We start from the raw sequence: 13,906 nt of genomic DNA, 5'->3' as shown, positions 1-13,906 counted from the left end.
CGGGGCGCGATGGCGAGGATGATGCCGGTCCCCCCGGCCCGCCGACCTGATCGAGGCGGTCACCAGGATGTATGCGGAGGGCTGGCCCCGGCCGCAGGGTCCCCGTCTGTGGCAGGATGACTGCGCGCCTAGCGATGACCTGGCACCAAGGAGGTGACACCACCCCCGAGCCCGCGGTCGGCGGTCCCCGGTGATCGGCTGGCCCGCTGTTCGCCGATCCACGACCCTGCGGAAAAGTTGGCACGCGCATGTCCTCGACGCCCCCACCCGCCACGCACACGGAGTCACCGGCATCCGGCGGCCCACCGGAGCGCACCGGCTCCGTGATGCTGAAGCCGGTGTTCATCCCGGCATCGGTGGCGATCTTCGGATTGATCGCCGCGACGATCATCTTCAGCCGCACGGCCGGCGATGCCCTTGAGGAGGGCATGACCCAACTCAACGGGTGGATCACCGACGGGGTCGGCTGGTGGTATGTGATCGCCGTCAACATCTTCCTCTTCTTCACCTTCTTCTGCGCGACCTCCCGGATCGGGCGGATCCGGCTCGGCCGTGACGACGAGCGGCCCGAGTTCGGTCTGGTCTCCTGGTTCCTGATGCTGTTCAGCGCCGGTATGGGCATCGGGCTGGTGTTCTTCGGCGTGGCCGAGCCGCTGTCCTACTACGTGATCCCGCCGGAGGCCTTCGGCAACGAGGCCGAGTCGCTGTCGGCCGCCCAGGATTCCGTGGGTCTGATGATGCTCCAGTGGGGCCTGCACCCGTGGGCCATCTACGCCGTCGTGGGGCTGGGTCTGGCCTACATGACCTTCCGGCGCGGCCGTCCGCTGGCGGTGCGCTGGTTGCTGGAGCCGCTCCTCGGTCGCAAGCGGGTCGAGGGCTGGATCGGGCACACGATCGACACGATCGCCATCGTCGGGACCCTGTTCGGAGTCGCCACCTCGTTCGGCTTCGGGGTCAGCCAGATCCTCGGTGGCCTGGAGTTCCTCGGCTGGGCCGAGCGTTCGTCCCTGCTGATCATCGGCCTCATCGCGGCGATCACCGCGATCGCCGTGTGGTCGGTCGTCTCCGGTGTCCACAAGGGCCTGAAGTGGCTGTCGAACTTCAACATGACGATCGCCGCCGTCCTGGCGCTCTGCGTCTTCCTCCTGGGTCCCACGATCTTCCTGATGAAGGCGTTCCCGGAGAACGCCGGTAGCTACCTGAGCCAGCTCCCCGACACGATGTGGCACGTCGGGTCCATGACCGGGGACGGCTGGGAGGGGGCCTGGACAATCGCGTACTGGGGCTGGTGGACCAGCTGGGCACCCTTCGTGGGGATGTTCATCGCCCGTATCTCCCGCGGCCGGACGATCCGGGAGTTCGTGGTGGGTGTGCTGCTCGCGCCCACCGTGGTCAGCCTGCTGTGGTTCACCATCTTCGGCAGCTCGGCGATCCGCTTGCAACAGCAAGACGGGAGCTTGACGGGGACCGATCCCGAGACCGGCGCGCCGACCGTCGACAGCAACACGGCCCTGTTCCAGTTCCTGGAGTCGCTGCCCGGCGGGCTGACCACCGTGCTCAGCGTCGTGGCGATGATCGTCATCGTCTTCTTCTTCGTCACCTCCTCGGACTCGGGGTCGCTGGTGATCGACATGCTTGCCTCGGGCGGTGCGGTGGAAACCCCGGTGGCCAGCCGGATCTATTGGTCCGTCCTGGAAGGGGTGGCCGCGGGGGCCCTGCTCGTCGTCGGTGGCAGCGTGGCACTGACCGCGCTACAGACCCTGTCCATTTCCACGGCCGCGCCGTTCTCGGTGATCCTGGTGCTGGCCTGCGTCTCGCTGCTCAAGGCGTTCCGGCATGAAGTCGCCACGATGCCCAACTACCTCCAGGTCCTGCCCAAGCCGGGAGCCGACCAGGAGGACGGAGCCCCGCAGCCGGGCGCCCGGCGGGGCCCGTTGAGCGGGCTACGCAGCCTCTCGACGACCCTCGGAGGCTTTGAGCGGGGCGAGCCGACTGGCGGCAGGGGCGAGGACACGCCGATCATCCACTACCGGACGCTCAGCCCCGGGCACGTTCGGGTCGACCAGGGCACCGGCGACCTGCAGGTGCAGGACACCCACGACCCGTTGGCCGGTGAGGTGTTTGATTCGCCGGAGTTCGAGAGCTCGCAGGAGAAGGTCAACCAGGAGATGTAGGACCCGGCGGGTCGCAGATTCATGTCGGATTCCGACAGCACCCGCCTCCGCCGGACCCTGCCGCCGACTGGACCGCTTCTTCGCGAAGTCGCGACAGATTCCGGCAATACCTGGTCCATTCGGTGCAACTTGGCCACGGGGACCTCGCACGTCGGCCCGCAGGTGTCCTCGATACGAGGACATCGCAGGTCAGCGGGCCTGTTCGGTGGACTGCTGCGGTGGCCTGGTCCGGTGAGTGCGGGTCGGGGGAGGCGTCGGATCTCGCGTGTCACTTGGAGGGGGTCATAGGCCCCTTCATCCTCCACACGAGTCGCGGGTCGTCCGGTGGGGCGTCCGGGCGTGCCCCTCGCGCCCGGACCTGGCTGCCCAGCGAGGTGTCCTCGTAGCGGAGACATCGCACGTCGGCCGGGGTGTCCTCGCAGCGAGGACATCGCAGGTCAGGACGCCCGAGATGTGGTCGGGTCCGTGGTGTTGTGCGCGGCGGGGAGGCGTCGGATCTCGCGTGTCACTTGGAGGGGGTCATAGGCCCCTTCATCCTCCACACGAGACGCCGGCCGTCCGGTGGGGCGTCCGGGCGTGCGCCCTCGCGGCCGGACCTGGCGGCCCGGCCGGGGTGTCCTCGTAGCGAGGACATCGCAGGTCAGGCCGGGTAGCAACCCTGTCTCAACTGTGCCTAGACATGCCCGGTGTCCTCGGTACGGGGACATCGCACGTCGGCCGGGGTGTCCTCGCAGCGAGGACATCGCAGGTCAGGACGCCCGAGATGTGGTCGGGTCCGTGGTGTTGTGCGCGGCGGGGAGGCGTCGGATCTCGCGTGTCACTTGGAGGGGGTCATAGGCCCCTTCATCCTCCACACGAGTCGCGGGTCGTCCGGTGGGGCGTCCGGGCGTGCCCCTCGCGCCCGGACCTGGCTGCCCAGCGAGGTGTCCTCGTAGCGGAGACATCGCAGGTCAGGCCGGGTAATCGCCCGTGTCTCACGTGTGGGTAGACACCCGTGTCTCAGGCGTCCCTAGACACCGCTCGGCCGGTCGGCGGCGAGGCGATAGACGGAGACGTGCGAGGGGGAGTCGGCGGAGAACGCGGTGCCGGCCCAGTCGGCGTGCCGGGACTCCAGCTCGAAACCGGCGAGCCGGGCCATCAGGTCCAGCTCGGCCGGCCAGACGTAGCGGTGCGGCGTCCGGGACAGCCGGGCCTCCCGGGCCGCGCCGAACCGAACGTGGTGGGAAACGACGTGCTGGTGCAGCACGTCGTAGGTGTCGACGAGCAGGTAGCCGTCCCCGACGGCCTCGACCACGGCACCCTTGCCGGGCGGCAGGGCACGCAGCGCGGGCACCCACAGCTCGACGACGAAGCGTCCACCCGGGCGCAGGTGGGCGGCGGCGTTGCGGAAGCAGGCCACCTGCTCGTCCTGGGTCAGCAGGTTCGCGATCGTGTTGAAGACCAGGAAGACGAGCGAGAACTCACCCGCGACCCGGGTGGTCGCCATGTCGCCGACGACGACGGGGAGTGCGGCCTCGTCGACCTTGGCACGCAACTCCCGCACCATGGGCTCGGACAGTTCGATGCCGGTGACCGGGACCCCGCGCTCGACCAGCGGGACCGCGACGCGACCGGTGCCGACGGCGAACTCCAGGGCCGACCCGTCGGCCGCGAGCTCCGCCAGCCGGTCCACGGCCGGGCCGAGCACTTCCGGGGCGAACATGCCGGTGCCGGGGGTGTCGTAGCCCCGGGCCGCCGTCTCGTCCCACAACTGGTCCTGGCTGAACTGGTGCACGTCCGTCATGCGCCGACCCTGCCCCGGGGACGCGTCCCAGGTCCAGCAGTTTTCCGCCGGACCTTCCGTATGCCGTGGCTTGCCGTATGCCGTCAGTCGCCGTGGGGCTTGGGCGTGTGCCGGCTGCCGAAGTTGCCGGCGGAGGAGTAGTACGCGGCGTCCCGGTGGCCCGAGCCGGTGGCCCCGGCCTCGAGGTTCAGCCCGGCTGCCTCCGGGGAGTCCAGGAACCCCTCGTACGCCGTCGAGACCGAGCGCGCCCTGCCCACCGCGGCGATGAGGTCCTCCGTGGCGGCCTCCACGAGCGGGCGGCGGTCGTCGGCCAGCCCGCGGAGGACGGCGGCCACCGTCGCAGCCGGATCGTCGTCAGCCGGATCGTCATCAGCCGGGTCGTCTACCGGACAGGCACCGGGACGCCGGCTCCTGCCAAGCCGTCCAGCCACGCCCGTCGTGCGACCCCGTCCAACTGGGCCACCGCCTCCACATGCACCTGGGTGAGCCGGTCCTCCTCGGCCGTGCGCACGACATACGCATAGCGGGCGCGCTCGACCTCGGCCTTGTCCGGGGCGGGCGATTCTTCCTTGCGTCGAAACAGCGCAGCCATCGGGTCCTCCAGTCCGTTGTCGGCATCGACGTTACCAAGGGGGCCCTGGCCCGGCCGGAGATCGCTGGGCCAGGATGAGTCCATGAACGCCGAGCAGCCCAACCCCCTGGAGCAGCTGACCCTGGCCGAGCTGCGGACCCGCACCAGCATGAAGTGGCGGGCCTACCCCGACGACGTCCTGCCGCTGTGGGTGGCGGAGATGGACGTCCTCCAGGCCGAGCCGGTGCAGCGCGTGGTGCGGGAGGCGATGGAGCGCGGTGACACCGGTTACTGCTCCAGCTCGCGACCGTATGCCGAGGCGATCGCCGAGTTCTCCCGTCGCCGGTGGGGGTGGGAGGGGCCGGCCGCCGGGCGGGTGGCGATCATGCCCGACGTGATGCTCGGCGTGGTCGAGATGCTGCGGCTGGTGACCGGACCGGGCGACGCCGTGGTCGTGAACTGCCCGGTCTACCCGCCGTTCTACGCCTTCGCCGACTACACGGACCGGCGGGTCGTCGAGGCGCCGCTCGGTCCGGATCTGCGGATCGACCTGGCCGCCCTGGAGGAGGCCTTCGGCGTGGCCACCAAGGACGGGCGGCGCGCGGCCTACCTGCTGTGCAACCCGCACAACCCGACCGGCACCGTGCACACCCGCGAGGAGCTCACCGCCGTCGCCGCGCTGGCCCACGAGCACGGCGTGCGGGTCGTGGTCGACGAGATCCACGCGCCGCTGGTGCACGAGGGGGCCCAGTTCGTCCCCTATCTGAGCGTGCCCGGCGGTGAGCTCGGGCTCTCCATGATGTCCGCCTCCAAGGGGTGGAACCTGGCCGGGCTCAAGGCGGCCGTCGCGGTCGCCGGCGAGGACGCCGCGGCGGACCTCCAGCGGGTCCCCGAGGTCGTCGGCCACGGCCCCAGCCACATCGCGGCGATGGCGCACGCGACCGCCTTCGCCGAGGGCGGCGCGTGGCTCGACGCGCTGCTCGCCGGCCTGGACAGCAACCGCCGGCTGTTGGCCGACCTGCTCGCCGAGCACCTGCCCGAGGTCCGGTATGCCGTGCCCCAGGCCACCTTCCTGGCCTGGCTGGACTGTCGCGGGCTGGGGCTGCCCGACGGCGCGGGGGTCGAGCCGGGACTGGTCACGGTCAGCGCCGGCCCGCAGGCGGCGTTCCTCGAGCAGTGCCGGGTCGCGTTGAGCGCGGGGCCGGCGTTCGGCACCGGCGGTGCCGGGCGGGTCCGGCTCAACTTCGCCACGTCGCAGGCGATCCTGACGGAGGCGGTCGAGCGGATGGGCACCGTCACCCGCGGTCCCGCACGGTGAGGCTGGTTGAGGCGGGAGGATGAGCGGCGCTACCGTGCCGGTCTGCCCGATAGTCGGAGGGGAACCATGGACCCACGATTCGTGCCGCTGATCATCGCCGGCGGTTTCGTGCTGATGGGCGCGCTGTTCATCACCATCGGCCTGGTGCGCACCCGGATGACCCGTGGCTGGACCATGACCACCGGCCAGGTGATCACCCGGGACGGTGGCACCGAGGGGTGGCCGGCCCGCTACCCCACCTTCCGGTGGCAGGACCAGCACGGGGTGGAGCACCGCAGGACCTCCTCGGTGTACGCCTCCCTCGGGCCGCGCCCCGGCACCCTGGTGCCGGTCCGCTACGACCCTGCCGACCCGAGCCGGGCGGTGATCGCGACGACGGTCCAGAGCGGCCGGATCTTCGTGGTGATCGGGGCCGTGATCATCGGCCTCGGGCTGGTGGCCGGCGTGTTCGGGTATGCCGTGACGAACGCCTTCGCGCGGCTCTGAGCCCCGACGCGATAGGAGGATGCGATGGCCAGGTTCCTGGTGGCCGCCACGCCTTTCGCTGGCCACGTCGTGCCGCTGACCGGGCTGGTGCGTGCTCTCGTGGAGCGCGGTCACGAGGTGCTGTTCCACACCGGCGCGACGCAGGAGGAGCGGGTCACCGGCGCCGGGGCCACGTTCGTCCCGTGGCGCCACGCCCCGGACTTCGACGACTCCCGGTTGGAGGAGGCCTTCCCCGCACTCCGTGACGGCAACGGTCCACGGGCCATCCTGGCCAGCTTCCGGGACGTCTTCTTCGGCACCGGCGCCGGGCAGGCGCGCGACCTGGTCGAGCTGCACCGGCACACCCCGTTCGACGCGATGATCGGGGAGAACACCTGCTACGGCCCGGTCCTGGCCCAGGACCTGCTCGGCGTCCCGTTCGCCACGGCCTCCCTGTCCCTGCTCATGCTCTCCACCGACGGCGGGCCGCACCCCGGCCTGCCGTTCCCGGCCGGTCGCGGAGCCCTGGGGCGGGCCCGCGACACGGTGCTCCGGACGGGCCTGGAGCAGACCGTGGACCGGGTGATCGGGCGGTGGCACAACCGGATGCGCAGCGAGGTCGGGCTGCCGGCCACCGCAGCCCCCGGATTCCACGGACTGCTCTCGCCGCGACTCGTCCTGGCCCAGGGCGTGCCGGACCTCGAGCCGCCCCGGCCCCGCCAGCCGGGGCATGTGCACTTCGTCGGGGACCTGGCCGCGGGGGTGCGGGGCGCCGCGCCCGGGGAGGAGCCCGCGTGGCTGGACCGGCTGGAGGGGGACCGGCCGGTCGTGCACGTCACCGAGGGGACGCTCGGGCGGGACAGCAACTCCCTGGTCTCCCGCACGGTGCAGGCGCTGGCCGGTGAGGCACAGATCGTGGTCGGCGGTCGGCATACGGCCGGCTCCCTCCCGCCGGGGGTGATCGCCGCGGACTGGGTGCCCCACGACCTGCTGTTCCCCCGGGTCGACCTGTTCGTGAGCAACGGCGGCTACGGGGCCGTGCTCGCGGCGCTGAGCCATGGGGTTCCCGCGCTCCTGGTCCCCGACGCGCAGGACAAGCCCGTCGTCGCCCGCCGGGTCGCCACTGCCGGGGCGGGGCGCGTGCTGTCCCCGCGGCGCGCGACACCCGAACGGCTGCGCACCGGCGCCCGCGAGGTGCTGGGCGATCCGGCCTATCGCGAGCGGGCGGGGCAGCTGGCGGCACGGATCAACGGGGCCGGCGGCGCCGCGCGCGCGGCGGAGCTCGCCGACAGTCTCCTCGCTAAATGAAGTCTTGACTTATATAAGTAATCACTTCAGTATGGGCGGATGCACGCGTTCGATGTCCTCGGCGACCCGGTGCGACGCCGGATCCTGGAGCTCCTCGCCGACGGTGAGGCGCCGGCCGGCCAGGTCGCCGGCGAGATCCGCGCCGAGTTCGGCATCAGCCAGCCGGCGGTCTCCCAGCACCTGAGGGTGCTGCGCGAGGCCGGGTTCACCACGGTCCGCGCCGAGGGAACCCGCCGGATCTACGCCGTCGAAGCGGACGCGCTGCACGAGGTGGACGACTGGCTCATCCCGTTCCGCAGGTTCTGGGAGCCGAAGCTGGCCGCCCTCGAGACCGAGATCGCCCGCGGCAAGCGGGCCCGACGACAGACCCAGGAGAGACCATGACCGCTCCCGACCCGCACCGCATCACCCGTGACCTCAGCACCCGTCCCCACGGTGCCGGCACTGCCAAGGTGCAGACGATCAGTCAGACCTACGACACGACGGCCGAGGACCTCTGGGACGCCGTCACCAACGCCGAGCGGCTGCCGCGCTGGTTCCTGCCCGTCAGCGGAGACCTCGAGGTGGGCGGGCACTACCAGCTCGAGGGCAACGCCGGCGGCACCATCGAGACCTGCGAGCCGCCCTCCCGCTTCTCCGCGACCTGGGAGTTCAACGGGCAGGTGAGCTGGATCGCGGTGCGCGTCGCGCCGGACGGTGGCGGCGCCCGCCTCGAGCTGGAGCACACGGCGCCCCTCGATGGCAGCCCTGAGCAGCAGGAGTTCTGGGACCAGTTCGGTCCGGGCGCCACGGGCGTGGGCTGGGACCTGGCGCTGAACGGGCTCGAGACCCACCTGGCGACCGGCGCGGCCCTGGACCCCCAGGAGGCCCAGGACTGGGCGGTGTCGCCGGAGGGCATCGCCTACGTCAGCGACTGCAGCCGGCTCTGGGGCGAGGCGAGCATCGCCGACGGCACGCCGCGCGAGGCTGCCGAGGCCGCTGCCGCCCGCACCACGGCCTTCTTCACCGGCCAGCCGGACCCGACCGCTCCCCAGCAGGATGTCTGACGGCAGGAGGATCAGGGCCGGTATGCCGTGAGCCGCCCCGCCGCCCGGCTCAGCTGACGGGGGTGAGGGCGAAGACCGGGTGCCGGTCGGCTTCGGCGGCGAACGCCTCCGGTGGGTCGTCCTTGTCGGCGGCGAAGTAGGGCCGGGTCACCGAGGCGACGCGGACGTAGGCCTTGAGCACCGGCCCGGCCTGCTCCGGCCCGACCTCGGTGACCTCGTAGGCGGTGGTCCGCCGCCCGTGGCGCACCTCCACGCGGCCGGCGGCGCGGGCGTTGAGCACCCAGGGCACCACGCCGTACGGCGCGACCAGCCACTCCCGGCCCCCGACGGTGACGATCGTGATCGGGATTCTCCCGGGTGGCTCCGGTGCGGCGTCCGCGGGTGATCAGGACCCTGGAGTGGGGGATGAGGCCGAGGCCGGCGAGCCGGGTCATGAGACTGTTCTCGAGCCGGTGCCAGCGCCCCCGGCGGTAGGTCTTCGGCGCGGACTCCATCACCCCACGGTAGACCCCGCTGCGCCCGGGTCGGGAGGCCCATTCAGGGCAGCAACAGCGCCGAGTCGCCGAACTCGTGCCACAGGTAGCCCTGCTCCACGGCGGCGTCGTAGGCCCGCTGGGTCAGGTCCGGACCGGCGATGGACTCCACGAGCAGCAGGTGGGAGGCCTCCGGGTCGTGCCAGCCGGTGATCAGCCCGTCGACCACCCGCGGCGGGTCGTCGGGGCTGATGATGCGCCCGGTCCACCCCGACGCCGCGACCACCCGCCCGACACCGGTCACGGCCGACTCCAGCGCGCGGGCGACCGTCGTCCCCACCGCGACGACACGGCCTCCCGTGAGCCGGGTGTTGTTCACCTGCCGCGCGGTGGCCTCGGGCACCGCGAATCGCTCGGCCTGCGGTCCCTCGCCGACCTCCTGGGAGGAGACGCCCGTATGCAGCGTGACCGGCGCGACGCCGATGCCGGACCGGATGAGCCGGGTCACCAGGGCGTCGGTGAACGGCCGTCCGGCCGACGGCATCTCGGCGCTGCCGGGCACCTGGCTGAACACGCTCTGGTAGGCCGACAACGGGTAGGCCCGGTCCAGGTAGCCGTAGGCGATCGGCCGACCGTGCCGCTCCAGGACTGCTGGCAGGTCCCCGTGGACCGCGACCCGCCACAGCCGGTTGCCCGCGCCGGTGGGGGAGGAGCCCTCGTGGGGGTAGGGCGCCAGCAGGGTCAGCGTGGTCCCGTGCACGGTCAGCTCCTCGCCGGCGGTGCCGTCCAGCACTGGCTCGGAGGCCGAGGGTGCGGTGCGGATCTCGATCACCCAGCTGTCGTCGTCCAGCGGCGTTGCGGCGTGCACCACGACCGGGCCGCGGCCGGCCCGGTGCCCGTCGACCTGTGCAGCCACTGTCGCCGAGGTGTTGACGACCACCAGGTCGCCGGGCCGCAGGTGCTCCGGGAGGGAGCGGAACCGGGTATGCGTGATCCCCCCGGCGGTCCCGACCATGAGGCGCACCTCGTCGCGCGCCAGGCCGCGGGCCTCGGCGGGCGCCGGGGCGGTCACGTCCCCCGGCGATCGGAAGCGGGTCGTGGGGCGGGTGGTGAGGGCCGTCATGTCAGGCTCCCTTCGCGGTGGGGGTGGTGTCGGTGGCGACCTCGCGGGCCCGGTAGCGGCCCGACGGTGGCCGGCTCTCCAGCAGCGCCCGCAGGCGCGGGACGACCGTCTCGGGTAGCGGCCGGTCGGAGATGTCCTCGCCCGGGAAGGCGTCCTGGTGCATCCGGGTGCGCATGTCCCCGGGGTCGATCGCGTATGCCGTCACGCCGGTTTCCGCGGCGACGGTCAGCACGAGGTGGTCCAGTGCGGACTTGGACGCGCCGTAGGGGCCCCACCCCTCGTAGTGCTCGACGGCCGCGTCGGAGGACAGCGTCAGCAGCACCCCGTCGTCCGCGGTCAACCGGGGGAGGAGGGCGCGGGTGAGCTCCAGCGGTGCGCCGACGTTCGTCGTCCAAACGCTGCGCAGCTGCTCCAGCTCCAGCTCCGCCAGGGGCCGCAGCGGGAGCGGGCCCAGCGTGCTGGCGTTGTGCACGAGCAGGTCGAGCCGACCCAGCCGGGTCACCTCCGCCACGAGCTGGGAGCGGTGGGCCGGGTCGGCCACGTCGCCCGGGACGGCGACGACCCGCTCCCCGAGGGGTGCGGTGGCCGAGGTCAGTCGCTCGGTGTCGCGGCCGTCGGTGACGACGGTCCAGCCGTCGGCGGCGAGGGATCGGGTCAGGGCCAGTCCGAGGCCTGCGGATCCTCCGGTGATCAGGGCGGTGGGCATGGTGTCTCCTTCGATCGTGTGGTCGTGGGAGCCATCCTGAAAGTTCAAGTGAACTTGAAGTCAACCCCGTTGACGCCGATGCGTTTGTCCGGATGTCAGAGTTAAAGTGAAGTTGAATGATCGAGGAGGCGCTTCCATGCACACCCGGGACCTGCTGACCGTCGGCGAGGTGTCGCACCGCAGCGGGTTCGCCACGTCCGCGCTGCGCTACTACGAGGCGCAGGGGCTGATCACGGCGATCGCGGACCGGCGGTGGGCAGCGGCGCTTCGAGCGCAACGTGCTGCGCCGCCTGGCCTTCATCCGGGCGGCCGTCCAACATCGGGCTGAGCCTGGAGGAGATCCGGGAGGAGATGCGCCGGCTCCCGGACAACCGGACCCCGACCAAGGCGGACTGGCAGCGCATCTCCCGGCACTGGCGCGCCCGGCTCGATGAGCAGATCCAGGCGCTGGAGCGGCTGCGCGACGGCCTGGACTCCTGCATCGGCTGCGGCTGCCTCTCGATGCGCACCTGCGCCTTCTCCAACCCGCAGGACCAGGCTGCCCAGAGCGACTCCGTGCCGGGCGCGGCCTACCTGCCGCCGATGCTGCGCCGCCCGGTGCCGACCTCGGCCGGCTCGTAGCGGACCCAGGTAGCCAGCGGTATAGCGTCGCGGCATGGAAGCCGTTCCGGTCACCAGGGTCCACGACGAGGATGACCCCCAGAGTTGGACGTGGTCGGTGCCGGTCAGGATCGCCGCGGCACGAGGCGGGCCCTGGCAGGAGGTGGCCATGTGCGTGGACACCGGCACCCTGCGCAGCCAACTGGTGGACCAGGCGGTGCAGGAGCCCGCGGAGGATGCCGAGCCCGCGGAGGATGGCTACGTCGAGTCGCGCGGCGTGCTCGGCAGCGGGAGGTCCCGCCGCGTCCGGCTGGATGGCCTGGAGATCGGAGGCCTGAGCGTCCACGACCTCGAGGTCGACCTCGTGCCGCCCGACCAACCGGGGGCACGGGCGCTCCTCGGGCTGGACGTGTTGGGCATGAGGTCGTTCGCCTTCTCTCCGCGACAGGGTCGCCTGGCCTGGGAGGGCGAGCCGCCCGATACTCCCCGATCCCTGAGGGTCGACGGCGCGGGACACCTCCGCCTCACGGTGCTGTGGCCCGGTCTCACTGTTGATGCGGTCCTCGACACCGGGGCGGGTATCACGGTCGTCGACACGGAGCTGGCAGAGCGGTGGCCGCAGTTGTTCACCGGCCACGGCAGTGCGCCCGGCACGGACGCGACGGGAACGACGGTGCGGACCCCGACCGCCACGGTCGCACGGGGGCGACTCGAGGACGACCTGCTGCTGGATCCGCACCGGGTCGCGTTCACCGAGCTGCGGGCTGCGACCGCGCACCTGGCCGAACCCATCGAGGTGATCCTCGGGACGCCGGCCATCGACGCCTTCGACTGGTGGCTCGACATCCCCGGGAGGCGGTGGGCCGCGACCAGCAACCGTCGCGGGTGACCGGCCCGGGAGGTCGGGATAGAGCCGCCGGTAGGCGCCGGAGCGCGCGGTGAACACCGGCTCGCAGCACCCGGTCATCAGCCGGTGGTCCGGGGTCCACCCGTGGACGGCGAGGACGGGTATGCCGTCGGCCGGGCCGTGCTCGGTGTGGTGCAGGTCGGGAAGGTCCGGTCGGCTCATGCCGACGTTCTACCAGCCGGCTCCGACGACGGGTTCGCGCCGACGTCAGAGCGCCACGACCGTGATGCCCAGAACGATCAGGACCGCACCGGAGACCAGGTCGATGACGTCCGGTCCCGACCCGCCGGTCAGCAGCCGCCCGGCCCGGTCGGCGACGGCGGACAGCAGCACCCCGTAGACGACGATGCAGCCGGCCACGGTCGCCACGAGCAGGCCGCGGTCGAGCAGGTCGGGGGAGGCCGGGCAGGAACGGCGGGAGCATGGCGAGGAAGAACAGGCCCGTCTTGGGGTTGGTCAGCGAGCTGATCATCCCGGTCCCGAAGACCGACCTCCCGGGCCTGACCGCCGGTGGCCTCGGCATACGGGTCCGGTGTGCCGCCCACCACGGCAGGGGTGAGGGTCCGCGCCGCGGAGGCGCTGGCGCCTGCCGGCGGACGACCGGCGCGATGGCACTGACCCCGAGGTAGATCAGGTAGGACCCGCCCAGCAGGGTGATGCCGAGGCGCAGGGCCGGGTAGGTCTCCAGGAGGACCGCGACCCCGGTGAGGGTCAGCACCGCCCAGGCGACGATGCCGACCGTGACCGCGGCCGTGTAGACGATCCCGGTGCGGAAGCCACGCGCCCCGAACCGCAGGGTCAGGAAGGTGTCCGGCCCCGGCGTGACCGCGAGGATCACGCTCGCGCCGAGGAACGCGACATACTCCGCCCCGGTCACCGGTCCGCCCGTTCGCTGCGCTCTCACCCGACCATGGTGCGGGCCGCCGGTGATGAAAGAAAAGCAGACATTAACGGATCGATCATCAGTCGCTGACGTACGATCATCGGGTGTGGGATCTGAACCGGCTCAGGGTCTGGTGCGCGGTCGTGGAGGTCGGGTCGGTCCAGGGGGCCGCGCGCAACCTGCAGTACGCCCCGGCGAGCGTGAGCCAGCACATCATCGCGCTGCAGAAGGCGGTGGGCTTCCCGCTCTACCGGCAGGGTCGGCCGGGGCCTCGAGATCACCAGCGCCGGCCGCCGGCTGGCCGAGCAGGCGCGGGACCTGTTCGCCCAGGCCGACCAGCTCTCCGCGTTCGTCGAGTCGGTGCGGTCGGGGCCCACCGACCGGCTCCGCATCGGGTGTTTCTCCTCGGCGGCCAAGTCCTGGGTGCCGGCGGTGCTGCGGGGGGCGGTCGAGCGGTTCCCGGACCTGCAGTTCGACCTCACCACCAACGAGCCGTTCCCCACCGCCGACCGGCGTCCGGGCGACATCGAGGTGACCAACGAGCCCGGT

16 protein-coding genes and 3 pseudogenes are annotated in these 13,906 nt (G+C 72.0%); 11 read left to right on the top strand and 8 right to left on the bottom strand.

The genetic code is table 11. The annotated features are described in order from the left end of the window. Positions 1-248: 248 nt before the first annotated feature. On the top strand, positions 249-2,174 hold the full coding sequence (locus AC1QRC_RS18955) for a BCCT family transporter (protein ID WP_484204768.1): 1,926 nt from the start codon (positions 249-251) through the stop codon (positions 2,172-2,174). Positions 2,175-3,183: 1,009 nt separating this feature from the next. Here the strand turns inward: AC1QRC_RS18955 and AC1QRC_RS18950 are convergent. The 3 genes from AC1QRC_RS18950 to AC1QRC_RS18940 form a co-directional block, all read right to left on the bottom strand. Then, the gene (locus AC1QRC_RS18950; protein WP_484204767.1) at positions 3,184-3,957 is read right to left on the bottom strand and encodes a class I SAM-dependent methyltransferase; all 774 of its coding nucleotides are present in this window, start codon (positions 3,955-3,957) and stop codon (positions 3,184-3,186) included. Between the two features lie 83 nt (positions 3,958-4,040). Continuing rightward, positions 4,041-4,292: a hypothetical protein gene (locus AC1QRC_RS18945; protein ID WP_484204766.1), complete on the bottom strand. Its 252-nt coding sequence runs from the start codon at positions 4,290-4,292 to the stop codon at positions 4,041-4,043. 47 nt (positions 4,293-4,339) lie between these two features. Next, positions 4,340-4,549, bottom strand: a complete 210-nt coding sequence (locus tag AC1QRC_RS18940) for a hypothetical protein (protein ID WP_484204765.1) — start codon at positions 4,547-4,549, stop codon at positions 4,340-4,342. 82 nt (positions 4,550-4,631) lie between these two features. Here AC1QRC_RS18940 and AC1QRC_RS18935 point away from each other — a divergent pair, with 82 nt between their 5' ends. The 5 genes from AC1QRC_RS18935 (at position 4,632) to AC1QRC_RS18915 (ending at position 8,665) form a co-directional block, all read left to right on the top strand. After that, positions 4,632-5,846, top strand: coding sequence for a MalY/PatB family protein (locus AC1QRC_RS18935; RefSeq protein ID WP_484204764.1), 1,215 nt, complete (start codon positions 4,632-4,634; stop codon positions 5,844-5,846). 66 nt (positions 5,847-5,912) lie between these two features. After that, entirely contained in the window at positions 5,913-6,332 is a 420-nt protein-coding gene (locus tag AC1QRC_RS18930) for a DUF3592 domain-containing protein (protein ID WP_484204763.1), read from the top strand. A gap of 24 nt (positions 6,333-6,356) precedes the next feature. Beyond that, positions 6,357-7,619, top strand: coding sequence for a glycosyltransferase (locus AC1QRC_RS18925; protein ID WP_484204762.1), 1,263 nt, complete (start codon positions 6,357-6,359; stop codon positions 7,617-7,619). 39 nt (positions 7,620-7,658) lie between these two features. After that, positions 7,659-8,003, top strand: a complete 345-nt coding sequence (locus AC1QRC_RS18920) for an ArsR/SmtB family transcription factor (protein WP_484204761.1) — start codon at positions 7,659-7,661, stop codon at positions 8,001-8,003. Beyond that, the gene (locus tag AC1QRC_RS18915; protein WP_484204760.1) at positions 8,000-8,665 is read left to right on the top strand and encodes an SRPBCC family protein; all 666 of its coding nucleotides are present in this window, start codon (positions 8,000-8,002) and stop codon (positions 8,663-8,665) included. The genes AC1QRC_RS18920 and AC1QRC_RS18915 overlap by 4 nt, the downstream gene beginning before the upstream one ends. Positions 8,666-8,714: 49 nt before the next feature. Here the strand turns inward: AC1QRC_RS18915 and AC1QRC_RS18910 are convergent, their stop codons facing one another. The 3 genes from AC1QRC_RS18910 to AC1QRC_RS18900 all read right to left on the bottom strand — a co-directional run bounded on the left by AC1QRC_RS18910 (position 8,715) and on the right by AC1QRC_RS18900 (position 10,967). Continuing rightward, complete coding sequence (locus AC1QRC_RS18910; RefSeq protein WP_484204759.1) at positions 8,715-8,945, bottom strand: hypothetical protein; 231 nt, start codon at positions 8,943-8,945, stop codon at positions 8,715-8,717. 257 nt (positions 8,946-9,202) lie between these two features. Beyond that, the gene (locus AC1QRC_RS18905) at positions 9,203-10,261 is read right to left on the bottom strand and encodes an S-adenosylmethionine:tRNA ribosyltransferase-isomerase (RefSeq protein ID WP_484204758.1); all 1,059 of its coding nucleotides are present in this window, start codon (positions 10,259-10,261) and stop codon (positions 9,203-9,205) included. Position 10,262: 1 nt separating this feature from the next. After that, positions 10,263-10,967 (bottom strand): SDR family oxidoreductase, encoded by a 705-nt coding sequence (locus AC1QRC_RS18900; protein ID WP_484204757.1) that lies wholly within the window; start codon positions 10,965-10,967, stop codon positions 10,263-10,265. A 136-nt stretch (positions 10,968-11,103) separates the two neighbouring features. On the opposite strand from AC1QRC_RS18900, the gene AC1QRC_RS18895 reads away from it, so the two are divergent. Genes AC1QRC_RS18895 through AC1QRC_RS18885 form a run of 3 tightly spaced genes read left to right on the top strand, consistent with a single transcriptional unit; the run spans position 11,104 to position 12,456 of the window. Continuing rightward, complete coding sequence (locus tag AC1QRC_RS18895) at positions 11,104-11,295, top strand: MerR family DNA-binding transcriptional regulator (RefSeq protein WP_484204756.1); 192 nt, start codon at positions 11,104-11,106, stop codon at positions 11,293-11,295. A 23-nt stretch (positions 11,296-11,318) separates the two neighbouring features. Beyond that, complete coding sequence (locus tag AC1QRC_RS18890) at positions 11,319-11,588, top strand: MerR family DNA-binding protein (protein WP_484204755.1); 270 nt, start codon at positions 11,319-11,321, stop codon at positions 11,586-11,588. Between the two features lie 34 nt (positions 11,589-11,622). Next, the gene (locus AC1QRC_RS18885) at positions 11,623-12,456 is read left to right on the top strand and encodes an aspartyl protease family protein (protein WP_484204754.1); all 834 of its coding nucleotides are present in this window, start codon (positions 11,623-11,625) and stop codon (positions 12,454-12,456) included. Between the two features lie 225 nt (positions 12,457-12,681). On the opposite strand, the gene AC1QRC_RS18880 is transcribed toward AC1QRC_RS18885, so the two are convergent. Together AC1QRC_RS18880 and AC1QRC_RS18875 are read right to left on the bottom strand one after the other, a co-directional pair. Next, positions 12,682-12,834 carry a hypothetical protein gene (locus tag AC1QRC_RS18880; RefSeq protein ID WP_484206727.1) on the bottom strand — a complete coding sequence of 51 codons (153 nt, stop codon included), beginning with the start codon at positions 12,832-12,834 and terminating at the stop codon, positions 12,682-12,684. A gap of 106 nt (positions 12,835-12,940) precedes the next feature. Beyond that, positions 12,941-13,312 (bottom strand): annotated as a pseudogene (locus AC1QRC_RS18875) (LysE family translocator); the annotation flags it as partial. Between the two features lie 149 nt (positions 13,313-13,461). On the opposite strand from AC1QRC_RS18875, the pseudogene AC1QRC_RS18870 reads away from it, so the two are divergent. Further along, positions 13,462-13,554: pseudogene (locus tag AC1QRC_RS18870) on the top strand (LysR family transcriptional regulator); the annotation flags it as partial. Between the two features lie 163 nt (positions 13,555-13,717). Further along, a pseudogene (locus AC1QRC_RS18865) lies at positions 13,718-13,789 on the top strand (hypothetical protein); the annotation flags it as partial. Positions 13,790-13,906 lie beyond the last annotated feature (117 nt).

This window comes from Ornithinicoccus sp. (genome assembly GCF_057176825.1).
This window is presented reverse-complemented; position numbering and strand designations above follow the sequence as displayed.

Coding starts and splice junctions, on each gene's coding strand:
- AC1QRC_RS18955 (WP_484204768.1), top strand. CDS start 249: ATGTCCTCGACGCCCCCACCCGCCACGCACACGGAGTCACCGGCATCC.
- AC1QRC_RS18950 (WP_484204767.1), bottom strand. CDS start 3,957: ATGACGGACGTGCACCAGTTCAGCCAGGACCAGTTGTGGGACGAGACG.
- AC1QRC_RS18940 (WP_484204765.1), bottom strand. CDS start 4,549: ATGGCTGCGCTGTTTCGACGCAAGGAAGAATCGCCCGCCCCGGACAAG.
- AC1QRC_RS18935 (WP_484204764.1), top strand. CDS start 4,632: ATGAACGCCGAGCAGCCCAACCCCCTGGAGCAGCTGACCCTGGCCGAG.
- AC1QRC_RS18930 (WP_484204763.1), top strand. CDS start 5,913: ATGGACCCACGATTCGTGCCGCTGATCATCGCCGGCGGTTTCGTGCTG.
- AC1QRC_RS18925 (WP_484204762.1), top strand. CDS start 6,357: ATGGCCAGGTTCCTGGTGGCCGCCACGCCTTTCGCTGGCCACGTCGTG.
- AC1QRC_RS18920 (WP_484204761.1), top strand. CDS start 7,659: ATGCACGCGTTCGATGTCCTCGGCGACCCGGTGCGACGCCGGATCCTG.
- AC1QRC_RS18915 (WP_484204760.1), top strand. CDS start 8,000: ATGACCGCTCCCGACCCGCACCGCATCACCCGTGACCTCAGCACCCGT.
- AC1QRC_RS18905 (WP_484204758.1), bottom strand. CDS start 10,261: ATGACGGCCCTCACCACCCGCCCCACGACCCGCTTCCGATCGCCGGGG.
- AC1QRC_RS18900 (WP_484204757.1), bottom strand. CDS start 10,967: ATGCCCACCGCCCTGATCACCGGAGGATCCGCAGGCCTCGGACTGGCC.
- AC1QRC_RS18895 (WP_484204756.1), top strand. CDS start 11,104: ATGCACACCCGGGACCTGCTGACCGTCGGCGAGGTGTCGCACCGCAGC.
- AC1QRC_RS18890 (WP_484204755.1), top strand. CDS start 11,319: ATGCGCCGGCTCCCGGACAACCGGACCCCGACCAAGGCGGACTGGCAG.
- AC1QRC_RS18885 (WP_484204754.1), top strand. CDS start 11,623: ATGGAAGCCGTTCCGGTCACCAGGGTCCACGACGAGGATGACCCCCAG.